The organism is Schlesneria sphaerica (genome assembly GCF_044336245.1).
GTDB classification, from domain to species: domain Bacteria; phylum Planctomycetota; class Planctomycetia; order Planctomycetales; family Planctomycetaceae; genus Schlesneria; species Schlesneria sphaerica.
This window is the reverse complement of the sequence record NZ_CP172346.1, coordinates 252327-269054: the sequence shown is the minus strand read 5'-3', so window position 1 is coordinate 269054 and position 16728 is coordinate 252327. Positions and strand designations below refer to the sequence as shown.

Sequence of the window (16728 nt, the reverse complement as noted above, 5' to 3'; positions counted from 1 at the left end):
GATTTTTTTTGTTCCCAGAGGCGATCGAGATAACACGGCGCCGCAAGCGGTAATTAATCCTCGTCACGTCCTGATTGAAAAAGTTCCAGAGCGAGGGAGATGTGGATTGCCCTCTTGACGCATAAGTGGTTACCTTGGTGTTTCGATTTGAGTACCACTTGCTCAGGGAACCGAATCCATGACGCGTGCGCCTTCCGGAATGTCAACTCCCCTCGATTGGATCCATCAAATTCCGGTCTCGCGACGGAAGCTCCTGAAAATAGGCAGCCTGGGATTGGCAGGCATGGGACTTTCCCTTCCACACCTGCTTGCGTCGGACGCGGCGAAAGCGAATTCACGCCGATCAACCCTGGCGGACAACTGCATCCTGCTCTTTCTGAACGGGGGCCCGAGTCATCTGGACATGTGGGATCTGAAACCCAACGCTCCGGATGGAATCCGGGGAGAGTTCAAGCCGATCTCGACATCGTTACCCGGTTATCAGATGTGCGAGCATCTTCCTCGTCTGTCGCGGCAGGCTCATCTGGCCACCGTGGTGCGGTCGATGAATCACACCGTCAACAATTCACACGCAGCCGCTGTCTACGCTTCACTGACCGGACATGATCGGGGAGAGCAGGGGGGTGGGGCGAAAGCGACCGATCATCCGTCACTCGGCTCCATCATGGCCCGCGTCCGTCCGACCGAGGCGAATGTCGTACCGCATGTCTGCCTTCCTTACATTACCAAGGAAGGGGCAGGTGGGCCGCCTCAGCCCGGATTCTTCGGAGGAATCCTCGGTAACTCGTATGATCCGCTTTTCGTTCTGAAAGATCCGAACGCGCCCGACTTTCGCGTCCCGGAACTGACTCTTCAACAGGAAGTTTCATTCGACCGTCTCGACGCGCGACGCAAGCTCTTCGAATCCGCAGAAAGCGCGGCGAAAGCGACCTCTGCGACGACTGGCGAGATGACCCGGATGCAGTCTCGGGCATTGGACCTGCTCACCTCGGAAACGACTCAGCGAGCGTTCCGGCTCACCGAAGAATCCAATGCGATGCGTGAGTCGTACGGCCGAAACATTTACGGTCAAAGCGCTTTGCTGGCTCGCCGGCTTGTGGAGGCGGGGACCCGGATCGTCACGATTTCGTGGGCTCCTGACGCCAATGCCACCTGGGACACTCACGGAAGCAATTTTGTCAGCCTGAAAAACACCCTGCTCCCGCAGTTCGACGCGGCCTGCGCCAGTCTGGTTGCCGATCTGTCCGAGCGGGGGATGCTGGACCGAACTGTGGTCGCGGTGATTGGCGATTTCGGGAGAACGCCTCGAATCAACGCCAACAATGGCGGACGTGATCACTGGAACTTCTGCTATAGCGTGATGATGGTCGGGGGCGGTTTCAAACCGGGACTGATTTACGGTTCAAGCGATGCAACAGGAGCGTTTCCCGCGAGTCAGCCGCTTGTTCCCGGGGACATCATTTCGACCATCTACACCGCACTTGGGGTGGATCCGACAGGTGACATTCATGACGCATTCCAGCGTCCCTACCGCATCGTTCCTGCGGGCGAAACCGTCTGGGATTTACTGCGAGATCGCGTTTCTTGAGCGATCTTCATTCTGGACCTGATTAATCCCACGTCGGTCGAGCAGAGAGGAACGGACAACACTCCACCCTTCCTCGCCCTGTTTGCACTTCTTCACCGGCGCACCACGTTGACTGGTTCACCGGCGCACCACGTTGACTGGCTCATCAAGCGGGGAAGAGTTGTCCACGCGCGGTTCCGGGTCATTCAGTGGTTCGACTGCGAATCCGTATGCTGCATTGATTGTCCGCAATCCCCGGAAGTGCTAGGATTAGCGTGCCTCAGCGCAATGGGGTTATGCACCATATTGATCTAGCCACCTGTCCCGTCCATTGCCCATTTAAACACAGGTTCTGCCCGGATGAATTCCACCCAATACCGTCATCTTGGTGCACACCTGGCAATTGAGAATGGTGAGCCCGGCGTGAAATTTAACGTCTGGGCTCCGAATGCCACCGAAGTCTCCGTCCTGTGTGATCAGAATGCGTGGATGCACGGACGCAACTGGCTTCAATCCAGTGACAACGGTGTCTGGTGGGGTTTTGTCCCCGGAATGAAACACGGGGACCCTTACAAATTTGGCATTCGGTCGAAGCACGGGCAATTGCTTCAAAAATCGGACCCGTACGCCTTCGCGACCGAAGTCCCCCCGAAAAGTGCGTCGCTGGTTTACAACCTCGATGGCCACAAATGGCGCGATCACGAATGGATGAGCCAGCGAGAGGCCTCCAACTGGTACGAAAAGCCTGTCTCCGTCTATGAAGTCCACCTCGGTTCCTGGAAGCGGCCGACCGATGGTCGTCAGTTCTTCAACTACGTGGAACTGGCTCGGATGCTGGTGGCCTATGTGCAGGACCTCGGCTACACCCACATCGAACTCATGCCGGTGAATGAATTTCCCTTCGACGGTTCATGGGGGTACCAGGCGACTGGCTACTTCGCTCCGACCAGTCGCTTCGGAACGCCGCATGACTTCATGGAGTTTGTCGAAATCTGTCACGCAGCCGGAATTGGCGTGATCATTGACTGGGTTCCCGCTCACTTTCCCACCGACGGACACTCGCTGGGCAGCTTCGACGGAACGGCGTGCTACGAACACGAAGACCCGCGGAAAGGGTTTCACCCCGACTGGGGAACACTGATTTTCAACTACGGTCGCACGGAAGTGCGCGAATTCCTGCTCTCGAGCGCCCGTTACTGGATTGACACGTTCCATGTCGACGGACTACGCGTGGACGCCGTAGCCTCGATGCTCTATCTCGACTACTCCCGTAAGCCCGGGGAGTGGGTGCCGAACATGTTCGGGGGACGCGAGAACCTCGAAGCCATCGATTTCCTCAAAGAAATGAATTCCGAACTGTACCGTGAATTCCCGGGCATCCTGACGATTGCGGAAGAATCGACATCCTGGGGCGGAGTTTCTCGTCCGGTCTACACCGGCGGTCTCGGTTTCGGCATGAAATGGGACATGGGCTGGATGAACGACACGCTGCGCTACTTGCGCCGTGAACCCGTCCACCGCAAGCATCATCAGAACGAACTTTCGTTCCGAATGGTTTATGCCTTCACAGAAAATTTCATGCTGCCGTTGTCCCATGACGAGGTCGTGCATGGGAAGTGCTCTCTCTTGTCCCAAATGCCGGGGGATCATTGGCAGAAGTTCGCCAATTTGCGAACCCTCTTCGGATATCAGTATACCCAGCCCGGCAAGAAGCTGCTCTTCATGGGAGGAGAGATTGGCCAATGGCTGGAGTGGAACCATAACACGCAGCTCGACTGGCCGTTGCTCGATCATCCGATGCATGCCGGAATCCATCGACTCGTCAAAGACCTGAATACGCTCTACCGGAACGAGCCGGCGCTGCATCAGCTCGATATGTCCGGCGAAGGGTTTCGCTGGATTTCCTGCGACGACGCCCAAAACAGCGTCTACGCCTACATCCGCCAGGGACGTGCCGCGAACGACCGTGTGATTGTGGTCGTCAATTTCACTCCCGTCCCTCGATACAACTACCGGATCGGCGTTCCAGTCGCCGGTTACTATATCGAGCGTATGAATACTGACTCGAGTCTCTACGGCGGCTCCAATGTGGGGAATGTCGGAGGAGTCTACTCTCAACCCGGCTCGTGCCATGGCGAAACCCAGTATCTCTCGCTCACACTCCCTCCGCTAGCCATGCTGGTCCTCAAACCAGTCACTGGCGCCGCGACGGTCTAATGGCAGGACCAGTGACATCGAAAAAGTCATGACGCCAGCGGAAAATGAGTTCGACGACTTCGACTGGGGACTTGCCACTCAGGCGATCACGGTCCGAATCCGCTGGTTTGGCATCTGCATCGGTTACGTTCTCGTCAATTTCATCGGACAAGGCCACAATCGGGGCATCCTCAATGCCATTCTGCTGCTCGGAGCGATCTACGCTCTGTTCGACACCATCTGGTCCATGCGCGGACGGGTGTTTCTCAGCAAGTGGCCCGTGTTCATCTCCTTTATGGAAGCCCTCTTTATTGGCCTGCTCTGCCACTTTGACGAGGGGTTGCTGAGCGCCTTCCGTTTCTATTACTTCCTGTCACTTTTAGTCTGTGCCATTCGTTACGCCCCACTGGTCACCTGGATCACCTTTGGACTCCATTCAGCCAGCTATATGACTCTCGCGCTGACACGTCGGATTACCACCAGCGACGAGATTTCGGCCCTGATCCTGATGCCGATCTTTATTGGCTGGGTCACCTGGGCGAGTGTCTCTTTATCCGGTCTGCTGAAGTGGGCGAGCACCCGCCTGCGGGAACTGAATGCAAAGCTCCAGCAGAACCAGTCCATGCTCGAACACCGCATCAGTGAGCGCACTCGTCAACTGCAGGAGTCCCAGGCCATGCTTGTCCAACAGGAAAAGCAGGCAGCATTCGGACTTTTAGCAGCAGGAATTGCTCACGAAGTCGGCAACCCGCTGGCGGCGATCAGTTCCCTGGTGCAGCTGCTGAACCGCCGGAATATCGGAGGAGAAACTCGCGAAAAGCTGTCGCTGGTTGATGATCAACTGCGCCGGATCCAGCGCACCCTGAGGGAACTGGTCGACTTCAGTCGTCCTGCAGTGAACGAGCAGACCCGGTGTGACGTCCACGCAATGATTGATGCGGCACTTAATATCGCCAAGTACTACAAGCGAAAAAAAGGGAAGCAAATCATCACGCGCTACGCCCAGGGCGTTCCGCTGATCATGGTCGTGCGAGACCAGCTGGTACAGGTTTTTCTCAATCTGATCCTGAATGCCATGGACGCCACCGAAGAAGGAGGAACGATCCTGATCGTGACGTCGAGACAGGACTCTTGGCTGAAGCTTGATTTCTGCGACGACGGTCACGGCGTTCCGGAAAGTTTACGCGGACGAATGTTTTCGCCCTATTTTACCACGAAAGTGACGGGTACCGGCCTGGGGCTGTTCGTCAGCAAGAATATCGTCGAGCAGAACGGGGGGCGGATTGAGCTGACGCAGACGTCGTCGGAGGGGACTGTCTTTTCTGTCTTTCTGTCGTACGGCGAGGGAACGGCCATCACCGACGATTGCTCTGCCCCTGATTCCGCCCGGCAAGAAGCGTAATCAGTTCGGTTTGACGAATGGAGACATCGGAATGGGGGACTCGACACAAGCGGTTCTCCTTGCCCATGTGAAGACACGCTACTAGAATTCGCGGTGACCTGGAATGTTCTGGAGCGTTATCGGAGACGGCAGTTACGGCGAAGCGCACATCTACGGTTTGCGGAATCAATCTAGCGAAAGCATGGCGACGTTGGGTCGATGTTTGAGTGTGAGGGATTGTCCTCGACAAATCAGGTCGTATTGGTTCAAGCGTTTCACATCGAGTTATGGCAGGTTGTCCTGTCCCTCATAACCTTGGAGGCTATGGAATGTACGAGCGATTTACTGATCGCGCCCGAAAAGTTATGCAACTCGCCAATCAGGAAGCCCAGCGTTTCAACCACGAGTACATCGGTACCGAGCACATTCTTCTCGGGCTGGTGAAGGAAGGTTCCGGCGTTGCCGCGAACGTCCTGAAGAACCTCGAAGTTGACTTGCGCAAGATTCGTCTGGAAGTTGAGAAGATCGTCCAGTCGGGGCCCGACATGGTCACGATGGGCAAACTTCCGCAGACGCCTCGAGCAAAAAAGGTTGTCGAGTATGCAATGGAAGAGGCGCGAAATCTCAACCACAATTACGTCGGTACCGAGCACCTTCTGCTGGGCCTGATCCGTGAACAGGAAGGTGTCGCTGCACAAGTCCTGATGAACCTCGGTCTGAAGCTTGAGGACGTCCGGGAAGAAGTCCTCAACCTGCTGGGACACGGTGTCGACGGTGGCGCGGAAGGCTCTTCCGAACGCGCTGGTGCCGGCCAGGCAGGCCCTGCGGGCAAGACCCCCAAAAGCAAGACCCCCGCACTCGACAGCTTCGGCCGTGATCTGACCGAACTGGCCCGCCAGTCGAAGCTCGATCCCGTCATCGGTCGTTCCAACGAAATCGAACGCGTCATCCAGATTCTCTGCCGCCGTCAGAAAAACAACCCCGTCCTGCTGGGGGAAGCCGGCGTCGGTAAGACCGCAATCGTCGAAGGCTTTGCCCAGATGGTTGTGAACGGCGAAGTTCCGGAACTGCTGCGGGACAAACGAATCGTGGTGCTGGATCTGGCGATGATGGTCGCCGGTACCAAGTACCGTGGTCAGTTCGAAGAACGCATCAAGGCAGTGATGAACGAAGTCAAGCGAGCCAAAAACACCATCCTGTTTATCGACGAGCTTCACACGCTGGTCGGTGCCGGGGGTGCCGAAGGTGCGATTGATGCTTCCAACGTCCTGAAGCCCGCTCTCAGCCGTGGCGAAATCCAGTGTATCGGTGCCACCACACTCGACGAGTTCCGCAAGTACATTGAAAAAGACGGTGCGTTAGAACGCCGGTTCCAGACCGTCGTTGTCGAGCCCCCATCTCCTTCGCAGACGATCGAGATCCTCAAGGGATTGCGAGATCGTTATGAGCAGCACCATCGCGTACAGATCACCGATGACGCACTCGCCAAAGCCGTCGAACTGTCGACCCGGTATATCACCGCACGGTGCCTGCCAGACAAGGCGATCGATGTTATCGACGAATCGGGTGCTCGCATCCGCCTGAAATCGATGGTTCGTCCGCCCGATCTGAAAGAACTTGAAGGCGAAGTCGAACGCCTGAACGCAGCGAAAGAAGAAGCCGTTGCCAATCAGGACTTCGAAAAGGCAGCGGCTCTGCGTGACCAGGCTGATAAGCTGAAGAAGAAGAAAGAAACGATCAACAAAGACTGGCGAGAAAAGTCCAAAGAGAAGGAAGGTGTCGTCGACGCCGAAGTGATCGCGGAAGTCGTCGCGAAGATGACCGGAATCCCGCTGACACGTCTGTCGAGCGAAGACGCCGTCCGTCTGCTGCGGATGGAAGAAGAACTGCATCGCCGGGTGGTCAGCCAGAACGAAGCCATCAAGCAGGTTGCGAAGTGCGTCCGACGCAGCCGCAGCGGCTTGAAAGATCCGCGTCGTCCCACAGGTGTGTTCCTGTTCGCCGGTCCAACCGGGGTCGGGAAAACGTTGACCGCCAAGACGCTCGCAGAATTCATGTTCGGTGATCAGGACGCCTTGATCCAGATCGACATGAGCGAATACATGGAGAAGCACAACGTCAGCCGTCTGATCGGTGCTCCTCCGGGATACGTCGGTTTCGAAGACGGCGGACAGTTGACCGAAAAAATCCGACGCCGTCCGTACGCGGTCGTGCTGCTGGACGAAATCGAGAAGGCTCACCCTGACGTCTTCAACATGCTGCTGCAGATCATGGAAGAAGGTCACCTGACCGACAGCTTTGGTCGGAAGGTCGACTTCAAGAACACCATTCTCATTATGACGACGAATGCCGGGGCACTCGCCGTTAATAACGAGTTTGGATTTGCTCCGAAAGATACCGACACAAGCTACGATCGCATGAAGGAACGCCTCATGCACGAACTCGAACGCGAGTTCAAGCCAGAGTTTCTTGGTCGTCTGGACGAAGTCGTTGTCTTCCGGTCGCTGACCGAAGAAAACCTGAAGCAGATCGTCGTGATCGAACTTGCCAAGGTCCGTGAACGCCTTGCAGAAAAGGGTCTGACCCTGGTTCTGACCGAAGAAGCAAAGCAGTTCATTATCTCCAAGGGAAATGCGACTGAATATGGTGCTCGTCCGCTCCGCCGGGCAGTCGAGACCTATATCGAGGATCCGCTTTCGGAAAACCTGTTGCAGGGATCGTTTGAAGGCTTCAACACCATCACCGTGAAGGTGAAGGAAGTCGGCGATCAGAAGCAACTCGACTTCGAAGCATCGACACAGGAACATGCACCAGCAACCGAACTGGCAGAAGCTCAGACGACCTGATCTTCCGCCCGGCGTTGCTGCTCGTTGAACGACTCAGCTCGATCACCTTTCGATCGGGCTGAGTTTTTTTGTGCACTGCAGTCAGTTCACCGTCAGAAAAGACCTCGCGTCGGCTATCCGCCCCCGAAACTGAAGCCGTATTTCCCCTAAATCGCATTTTGCAAAGGAAAGAGTCGTAATTCTCGTGATAACCGAATGTCGCTCGTTGACATCGCCTCTCAGACCGGGTTAAAACGAATTCGGTAAGTCTACGGAGTTTTTCAGAAGTGCGACGGAGTCGCCTGAATGACAGTCGGCGTCAGGGAGAATGCGGCGCAGACGACTGTCTGACTGAGTCGTTCAGAGTGAAGGTGTAAGTCATCATGGCACGCGCAGCGAAGCTTGCAATCGTGTTCGCGTCAGTTGTGGGGTTTTCCCTGGCATCTCCCGTCGAGAGTCAGGCAGGGGTCATCCCCTGGATGTATGATGCCATTTTTGGCCCTGTGGGCAGTATCCGCGCAAATAGCACCTATGCTCCCGCGGCCGTCGGTTACGCTCCCTATTCTGCCTACCAGGCCTCTTACACTCCCATGACGGTGGCTTACGCCCCCATCGATGGAAGTTACGGGTCTGTTGCCGAACCGATGTACACGTCGTATGCGCCGGCCTATTCTTACTCGGGCGTGACCACAGCAGGCTATCGCTCACTGGATTCAGGCTGTGCCTGCAACCAGTCCACAAGTTATGTTCCATCGTCAACGTATGGGGCCGCCTATGGGTACGGGCCTTCGTACTATGGAAGCACAGGCTGTAGCTCCTGCTCCGGTGGCAATTGTTCCAGTGGCAACTGTGGAGTGGGTTGCTCAAACTGCAACGTTGGATCGGGATCGACCACTGCCGGATACGGTTCCACCAGCACGACGGGTCCGGTTCCCGAACCAGATCCCAACAATTCCGGCCGTGACGATCGTTCCAAAATCTACGAACTCGAGCGACGACTCGACGAACTCGACCAGCGACAGCGTTACGATGAGCGCTATTTCCGACGTCAGCATCAGGACTATTCACCGAACACCCCGAACTCAAACCGGGATGCTCGCGAGGAAGAAGAAGTGAAAGCGCGGCGGAAGCAGTCGACGTTCGGTTCGGACTCGGACTCGGATCCCAGCAAGTATCCTCCTCCAGTAAAGCGATCACCCGCTCCCGCAGACGATCAGGAACCCGAAGAACGATTCAAGCCAAGCCTGGATGTTCCCCCCACGAACGAAAAGCCTGCGACTGAAGCGGACGGAACAACTCAGGTCAAAGAAACAGAACCCCAGGCACTGAACATGGAAACTCGCATCACTGCTAAGGCCGTGACCCCCAAGGTCCGACTGCAGATCCGGACAAAGCAGGGTGCCACTTCCGTCGCGAAGTCGGTAAAGCCGTCAGTCAAAACGTCGGTCAATCCCGTGCCTGTGACAGTCGCCAAACAGTAATCCGCTCTGAATGCCGGCGGGCAAGGCCCAAATTGCAATTCGGGCGATTTGGCTCTTGCTGACAGAAATGTCTACCGGCTCTTGCGTTGTCGCGATTGAGAATAACTCCAGACTGGCAGGTGCACCAAGCAGCTGCCAGTTTTGGTTTTCACATCCCGCTGACATGTCTTCAATCGACTTCCGTTACTGGCAGGATTCAATCCGTCAGTGCATGATTCGCTGATGATTCCGCCAGCCTGTGGTCGATGGTCTGGCAAACTTGAGATAACGACACTTCTACACGCTGACGTCAGTTCATACTGACGTGGTCAAGGACGAATCTCGCATGTTTCTCGGTATCGAAATCGGCGGCACGAAACTGCAACTGGGTGTTGGACAGGGGGACGGATCTGACTTCGTTGCCTTCGAGCGACTCGATGTCGATATCTCCAAAGGGGGGCAGGGGATCAGAGACCAGATTCGAACAGTCGGTCGAAAGCTGGTCGCCGAACACAAGATCGAACGTGCGGCCTACGGCTTTGGAGGTCCCATTTTTGGATCAAAGGGAATCGTCCAGACCAGTCACCAGGTTCCAGGCTGGGACAACTTTCCGCTGAGTGCATGGACCGAGCAGGAACTGGGGGTTCCGACCATTCTCGGCAACGATTGCGATGTGGCCGCACTTGCAGAAGCCAACTTCGGGGCAGGCCGTGGAGCCCGCAGTGTCTTTTATGTCACTGTCGGGACTGGTATCGGTGGCGGACTCGTTCTCGATCGGAAGATCTACGGAACATACCGTCCTGCGGCTGCTGAAATTGGCCATCTGCGACCCGGCCTGGACGCGACTTCCCCTTATCAGACCGTTGAATCGTTCGCCGCTGGCCCGGGAATCGCTATCGCGACCGTCAAGCGACTCGAATCCATCCTCCAGGCAGGCGAAGCCACACGAGACATCCACGACTTCCGTGAACGCTGCGGCGGCGACTTCCAGAAACTGACAACCAAAGCGATTGGTGAAGCCGCAATCGCAGGCAATCAGCTGGCCCGGGATCAATATGCCGCGGCGACAAAAGTCCTGGGCTGGGGAATTGCACAACTTCTGACGCTCGTTTCTGCGGAAGTTGTGGTGGTCGGCGGAGGCGTATCACTCGTCGGCGAAGAAATCTTTTTCGAACCACTTCGCACTGCGGTCCAGCAGTATGTCTTCCCGCCACTGCGAGAGGCGTACCGCATTCTCCCAGCGGAACTCGGGGAGAGCGTCGTTGTTCACGGTGCGCTCGCACTCGCTCGAGGCGACTGACTCTCTCGGTGAGGACTCAAGCAATCATCTGGCTCTGCGAAGGGGTCTGTATTTCCGCGCGAGAATGCCTGGTTCCAGAGTGACACCGGCTCCGACAGTTGAGTCATTGCATCTACGGTCAGGCATCCGCAGCATCAGGTTGCTTCAGCATCGCCAGCCGTACCGACACAACTCTCTTCCAAGTTGCCCTTCGTCATTGTGCGGTCGCTTGCCGATTGCGTAGCCCGAGCATGAATCAGCAAACGCCCCTCAGTCCAGACACACGCGGGCGTCCAGACGGAAGGGCGTTATCCATCCGCGAAGTGCGACCCGACGAACTGGTCGAGGCTACGAGTTTATCGTCCTCTGCACCAACGCTGTCGGATGGCTCGTACGCCCAGCCCCAATCCCCCCAGGCCGAGAAGCGCAAAGGTACCGGGTTCGGGAACCGTATCAGGAACAGGAGGAGAACTGAGATCCTTCACGTAAATGGTATCTGCAGACGCGATGTCGAATCCTAGAAAACCGGGATCTCCGTAATGGTAGGACGTGACATTGCCAGCCGTGTAATCAACCGTATCAATGTGCGTATAGCCTGTGTTCCAATACCGCACTGCGTCATTTCCGCCTCCGGGTAGTGCGAGAAAAAGAGAGATATCAGGTCGATTCGCCCACTCTTCGGCGGTCGCATATCGCCAGCCCACATTTCCATTGTCGGACGGCTCCAGCAGGATGTTAACGTTATGATAGTCTGTCACCGCGACCGGCGAGGCATAGGCCCATCGCAGGTCAGCCCAGACGACTGTCTTACTGTCCGGTACCGGCCCCGAGATGAGAGCCGCTTGCGCGGAGGCGCATGAGACGCACATCATTGCAGCGATTCTCAAGGCAGCGGAGATCCTTCCGAAAAGATTCACTTCCATTCGAATGAGCCCTTTAGACATAGTTGACGGGGAGGGAACTGAGAATGACAACACAGTTGTCGAGAGAGGTGAAAGCAGACTACTTACCTGGTGTCGCACGTGAGACCGAGGGTGTTAGCACGCTCAGGAAATCTACTTATGTTGTAATATTTCTGCCATTCCGAATCAGGGAATCCACCCGCCGTGTGATCGAATACGTTTAATAACGCATGGGAATGGTGACCACGCACAAGACAGCTTCGCTGCGCAGGATTAGCGACCTGTCAACAGCACGGCTAAAGCTGCATTAGATAACAATTCCTTAACCTACGTGAGCGACTCACAACCATTCCGAATTGCCTGACACCGGACTTCGAAAGGACTCATGCCGCGTGCCGCTGGGCACTGACAGTCCACCATTCGCAATCACACCAGCATTCGTCGCAAGTTGAACTTGCACCAGAGAACGCGAATCACCGCTTCAATATTCCAAGGAATGCCAAAGGCCTCAGAAAGCAGAATGCTGACGAACTTCCTGACATGGAAAATCCTGACAGATACAGATGCCTTCAAGCCCCTGATCAGAATCCAGACGTTCCGTCACAGTCCCGTGCCACTTGGCCGCTACTCCAAGCGAAGTGAGTAGTCCCGGTCGCCTTGATCGGTTTTGATTCTTCCGACAACGAAATCCGATTGATTGGTCCCGTTTCACAAGTGCAACTCAGGACCCCGCCGTCGAGCAATGTGCAGACATCCTCGCGCGGATTTCAGATTTGTGACGGATGACGCCGCGGTCCTCAGCATGACCGTGGGAGCGGCCGTTACGAACTCTCTTGTCTGACAAGGAGTCCTGAGGAAAAGTGGCGGACGTCGGACGTAACGCGACGGTACGTGTCGATGACGCCACAGGTGCGAAGAGGGCTGAAACAATATCCGGTACGGTTCCCCGAATGGGCGTGCGGAGATTTCGCTGGCGAGTCCGCAGCAGTGTTGCGAAGATCGTGCCGAGAGTTTCTATTGGCAACAAGGCGCTGCCTTCAGCAGCCGGCACTTAGGTCGTCACATCGCCATCGGCACGTGAATCGATCGGCAATGTAAAACTTTGCAGATGACGAATGCTTCAGCCGGATTGAAATCAAACCCAATACTGGCCTAAGTCTCGTTGCGGGGACCAGAGGTGCAGGGAGTAAAACTCAAAAAATGTTTTCGGTTCGCTTTTCAGTCTGCACCGCACCATCTCCCCGCTCAGGTGGAACTCGGTACAAACGCATCACAAATCGGGAAGCCAGTGACCACTTTTCTGATCAGGTGGGCGAGAGGACTGCGTGTGAGTGAATATGAGCAAAGTGCGAATCGCCCGGACGTCGCACAGTCGCATCGGACGGAGGGGCTCCCCTCCTCACTACCATCTAATGGGAAACGAAGAAAAGTCCTCGCAGTGGCCTCTCGAGGTGGACACTGGATTCAGCTTTTACGTCTGCGCCCGGCGCTCTCTGAATCTGATGTGACGTTTGTCACCACGGACCCTTCCTATCACAGCATGGTCGCAGGGGAAAAATTCGTCGTTGTCTGTGAGGCGACTCGAAACCAGAAACTGCGGCTGCTCTGTTTGAGCGCACAGATCCTTTGGATTCTGCTGCGGCACCGGCCCTACGCGATCATCACGACGGGGGCTGCCCCCGGCTACGTTGCGATTCGCCTGGGCAAGCTCCTCGGTGCGAAGACGCTCTGGATCGACAGCATTGCCAACGCGGAAGAACTCTCGCTCTCTGGGCAACTCGCGTCGAAACATGCGGATGTCACTCTGACGCAGTGGAGTCATCTCGCATCACCGGACGGCGCTGACTACAAAGGTGCCGTGATATGATCTTTGTGACTGTTGGCAGTCTGGATCCGTTTGACCGTCTGATCAAGGGGGTGGACCAGTGGATTGCCGAGACTTCGCCGAAGGAAAAGGTCTTTGCCCAGATTGGGACCGGTAGCTACGCGCCTGCGAACTGTGAGGCTGTTCGATTTCTCACACCCGGTAGGTATCGAGAAATCTTTCAGGAATCGCGATTGATCGTGTCCCACGCAGGGATGGGGACGATCATCACGGCACTCGAACTTCTTAAGCCAATCATCATCATGCCCAAGCGAGCCAACCTGGGCGAGCAACGAAACGATCATCAACTCGCCACCGTGCGCCACTTTCGACGCTCGCAACAAATCATCGTTGCCGAGACAGACGAGGACCTGCCCAAAGTTCTGGACCAGACCCTGACCTCGACTTTCGCCAGAAAACACGATCCCCGCGATGCAATCAACTATCAGCCAGACCCCGGGCTCATGCAGTTCATCCGAGAGTTCGTCTCCTGAAGCCAATGTTCGAACGGCTCTCGGAGACAGCGATGCAGGCGTCCGCATTCACCACTTCGACTTCCGGAAGTAAGTACGAGTTCCTGCCGCCGCGTTGTCGACTGCACTCCGACTCCTACCTGGCAGGATCAGGGGCCGAGTTCGTACAAGTGGTGTCGAACGAGCGATTTGGGTGAGACTTGGATTTTCTCGCATGGATTCCTGGAAGCGTTTCAGCAAATTGAATGTCTATTTAACGATGTTCGACTTTTGTAATACAAGACAAATAGTTTTGAAACTTGCCACTACCATTCTCGGTTGACTTTTTCACGAACGACGATTGAACGTACGGATAATTTTCAATGAGGGCGACGCGATCGATTCCGGAATGAGGTGAAGGGTCTCATGAGTTGTGACATTTCGAGCTACGCGGAACGACGGACGCCGAACGGATGGGAAGTGGTTAGAGGCTTCGAGCCCTTCCGAGACTGCTCTTACGGAGTATTTGGATTTCTCGCGGACGTCCCCAATCTCTCCAACATCAGGCCCATCTGCGAACAAAGGGGATTACCAGGGGACGCTTGCAGCGAAGTGGTAGACGAATTTGAGAGGATGTCAGACGTCGCTCATTCAGCCTCATGGATCGAAGTGAGCGACTTGCTGGGGTTCTCCTATGACGCGAGAGTTGAGGATCGGCGAAATGCTCCAGGATCCGTCACCAGGTTCGAATGGAGTCCAGAGCTCAGTGAAACTCCCTCGTACCGGGAATTTCTGGGTCAAGTGTTCTTCGACGACTTGGACAAACTCAAAACCCTGAACGTGGATCGAATTATTTTCTGGTTCGATAACTGAGGATTGGCTCATGCTGGTACTGGTGCAGGGCGCAGAGCACTCTGAGCGTCAGTCTTCGTCGGGGGGCTTCATCGGGAACGTCGATTCGGGGGTATTCCCTTCGTCGCGAGTCACTCTCTGCAGCGATCATAAGCGATACGCCGTATAACTAGCCTTTCTTTCTAGCATTCTGCACCGATTGGTGACAATGTCCTCGCAATATGAAACTGAAGCCGATGATCCAGTTACGACGCGCATTTTACAGCAGGCTGTCAAGTACCCTGGCCGTAAACGCGATTTCCCACCCGCGCACTGAGATCGACGTGGGCCCATCAGGTACTGGAACGTGATTATGCGAGGTTTTTTACATGGGTGGAAACCTAAGGTTGGCATTGTGACGCTGCTCTTTACAGTGGTGCTGGAAGTGGATGCTTTCACGGCATCGGATAGTCGGCAAAAGATTGTCTCAACGAATCTTGCTAACATTTTCGCGCTGATTTCACTGTGGCTGATTTGTCATAAATTCTTCAACGGATGCCGCCGACAACTCGGGACTATCACTCTGTATTTTGCGGTCCTTTTCTTGCCGGGTTTCGTTGGCGAGATCTACCGTGCAAGCGTTTACCCAATGACATTCAGCGGCGCTGTCATTTTGTCGCTGATCATCTCGCGTCTCCTGTTCAGCCAGCCGCAGCGGTCAAAGCCCACCACCCCGCCTCAGCGCGCTACAATTTCCGCAACGTCGTCTGACCGCTCTCCAACCGAATCAGGTCACAGCCGACAGATTTGAGCTGCGAGCCTCCCTGACACCGCGCGTCGCCACGAATTCGCCAGACTGCCTGCCCAAAAAAGGGGCGATGAGGGTCCGTGGAAACCGTTCACAGCGAGAGATGGTCTTTGCACAGCATGCACAGCAAACATGCACTGTCCCCGTCCCCCGTTTGCGTGAATCCACACCAGGGCAGTGAGGTAGATCGCGACGGAGAAAGCAACTCGTGGTCTGAACATGGCTCACCCTTTGAGTCATGACACGGGAGCACTGCACGAAAACACCATTCGCGCAGCAATTCAACACAGACAGAGTCTCTTAACAAGCTTGCCGTGGAGATCCTGACCGGTGACACTGCAGGCGAGTTTCAGTCCAGCTATGCCAGAGGGAGCGAAATTGTGTTGGGGTACTTCACTGGCTGGAAACGGAAGATCGGGATTGCGACCCTGGTACTGTGCTGCATCTCCAGTGGTGGGTGGATGAGAAGCCTAGTCATCCGCGACGAGCTTTGGGTGCGTCGGGCGACGCAATTGTGGGATGTTTACTCGACTGAAGGGACTCTCATTTTTGAGAGAACAGTTGAACTCGACAGAACAGATGATCTAGATTTCTTCTTTGATTCCACGCCACTTTCGCAGCTCGGAAACATGTTCCCTTTGACATATGCTGTGAGAGGTTTTGAGAACCAAGTCGACCGGGATTTTTGCGGGTTCACTATTATTACGGCTGAGAGTGATTGCGATTCGCTCTGTGTTTTAGTAGCGCCGTACTGGTCTATCGTAATCCCACTCACGTTGCTTTCCGCCTACTTCCTGCTCAGCAAGCCCCGCCAACGAAAGCAGCCAGCATCCCTCACTGCATCAAAGGAGCCTGCTTAGGCCTCACCAGGCCAACTCCTACCGACGGAATCAACTCCCGCTCAACGTCCTAAAACACGGCCCGCACTTCGGGCACTTGTGCCACCTGCACGACCTCCGGGTCGATATGACGGGACATGCTGCGGATCGGCAGCGGCGGCGGGGACAACGCGATCAATTGTCTGCTGGAACATCACTCAACGCCTTGGGCTACTCCCTCGTCGCGGTCAAATGAATGCAATTGCCTCCGCTTTTGATTGTTCTTTAAAAGCCTTGGACGTATCGTCGATTCGATTCGTGGGATAGTTTAAGACGAATCTCGAG

11 protein-coding genes are annotated in these 16728 nt (G+C 55.6%); 10 read left to right on the top strand and 1 reads right to left on the bottom strand.

Annotation, left to right across the window (positions count from 1 at the left end; all coding sequences use genetic code 11):
* Nucleotides 1-283 precede the first annotated feature (283 nt).
* The 6 genes from ACGY09_RS00925 to ACGY09_RS00900 all read left to right on the top strand — a co-directional run bounded on the left by ACGY09_RS00925 (nucleotide 284) and on the right by ACGY09_RS00900 (nucleotide 10729).
* Entirely contained in the window at nucleotides 284-1588 is a 1305-nt protein-coding gene (locus ACGY09_RS00925) for a DUF1501 domain-containing protein (protein ID WP_397570128.1), read from the top strand.
* Between the two features lie 339 nt (nucleotides 1589-1927).
* Nucleotides 1928-3784, top strand: a complete 1857-nt coding sequence (gene glgB, locus ACGY09_RS00920; protein WP_373651946.1) for a 1,4-alpha-glucan branching protein GlgB — start codon at nucleotides 1928-1930, stop codon at nucleotides 3782-3784.
* Between the two features lie 28 nt (nucleotides 3785-3812).
* On the top strand, nucleotides 3813-5165 hold the full coding sequence (locus ACGY09_RS00915; RefSeq protein WP_397570127.1) for a sensor histidine kinase: 1353 nt from the start codon (nucleotides 3813-3815) through the stop codon (nucleotides 5163-5165).
* A 308-nt stretch (nucleotides 5166-5473) separates the two neighbouring features.
* Complete coding sequence (locus ACGY09_RS00910; RefSeq protein ID WP_373651948.1) at nucleotides 5474-7990, top strand: ATP-dependent Clp protease ATP-binding subunit; 2517 nt, start codon at nucleotides 5474-5476, stop codon at nucleotides 7988-7990.
* A 362-nt stretch (nucleotides 7991-8352) separates the two neighbouring features.
* A complete protein-coding gene (locus ACGY09_RS00905; protein ID WP_397570126.1) occupies nucleotides 8353-9450 on the top strand; it encodes a hypothetical protein in 1098 nt (365 codons plus the stop codon).
* A 325-nt stretch (nucleotides 9451-9775) separates the two neighbouring features.
* Nucleotides 9776-10729, top strand: a complete 954-nt coding sequence (locus ACGY09_RS00900; protein ID WP_373651950.1) for an ROK family protein — start codon at nucleotides 9776-9778, stop codon at nucleotides 10727-10729.
* Between the two features lie 335 nt (nucleotides 10730-11064).
* Here ACGY09_RS00900 and ACGY09_RS00895 read toward each other — a convergent pair whose 3' ends face one another.
* Nucleotides 11065-11580: a PEP-CTERM sorting domain-containing protein gene (locus tag ACGY09_RS00895; RefSeq protein ID WP_373651952.1), complete on the bottom strand. Its 516-nt coding sequence runs from the start codon at nucleotides 11578-11580 to the stop codon at nucleotides 11065-11067.
* A gap of 550 nt (nucleotides 11581-12130) precedes the next feature.
* Between ACGY09_RS00895 and ACGY09_RS00890 the strand changes: the two genes are divergently transcribed.
* The 4 genes from ACGY09_RS00890 (at nucleotide 12131) to ACGY09_RS00875 (ending at nucleotide 15568) form a co-directional block, all read left to right on the top strand.
* A complete protein-coding gene (locus tag ACGY09_RS00890; protein WP_373651953.1) occupies nucleotides 12131-12256 on the top strand; it encodes a hypothetical protein in 126 nt (41 codons plus the stop codon).
* A 792-nt stretch (nucleotides 12257-13048) separates the two neighbouring features.
* Entirely contained in the window at nucleotides 13049-13477 is a 429-nt protein-coding gene (locus tag ACGY09_RS00885) for a UDP-N-acetylglucosamine--LPS N-acetylglucosamine transferase (RefSeq protein WP_375314912.1), read from the top strand.
* Nucleotides 13474-13968, top strand: a complete 495-nt coding sequence (locus tag ACGY09_RS00880) for a glycosyltransferase (RefSeq protein ID WP_397570125.1) — start codon at nucleotides 13474-13476, stop codon at nucleotides 13966-13968. Before ACGY09_RS00885 ends, ACGY09_RS00880 begins: the two co-directional genes overlap by 4 nt.
* Nucleotides 13969-15124: 1156 nt before the next feature.
* Nucleotides 15125-15568, top strand: a complete 444-nt coding sequence (locus tag ACGY09_RS00875) for a hypothetical protein (protein WP_397570124.1) — start codon at nucleotides 15125-15127, stop codon at nucleotides 15566-15568.
* The last annotated feature ends 1160 nt before the right edge of the window (nucleotides 15569-16728 follow it).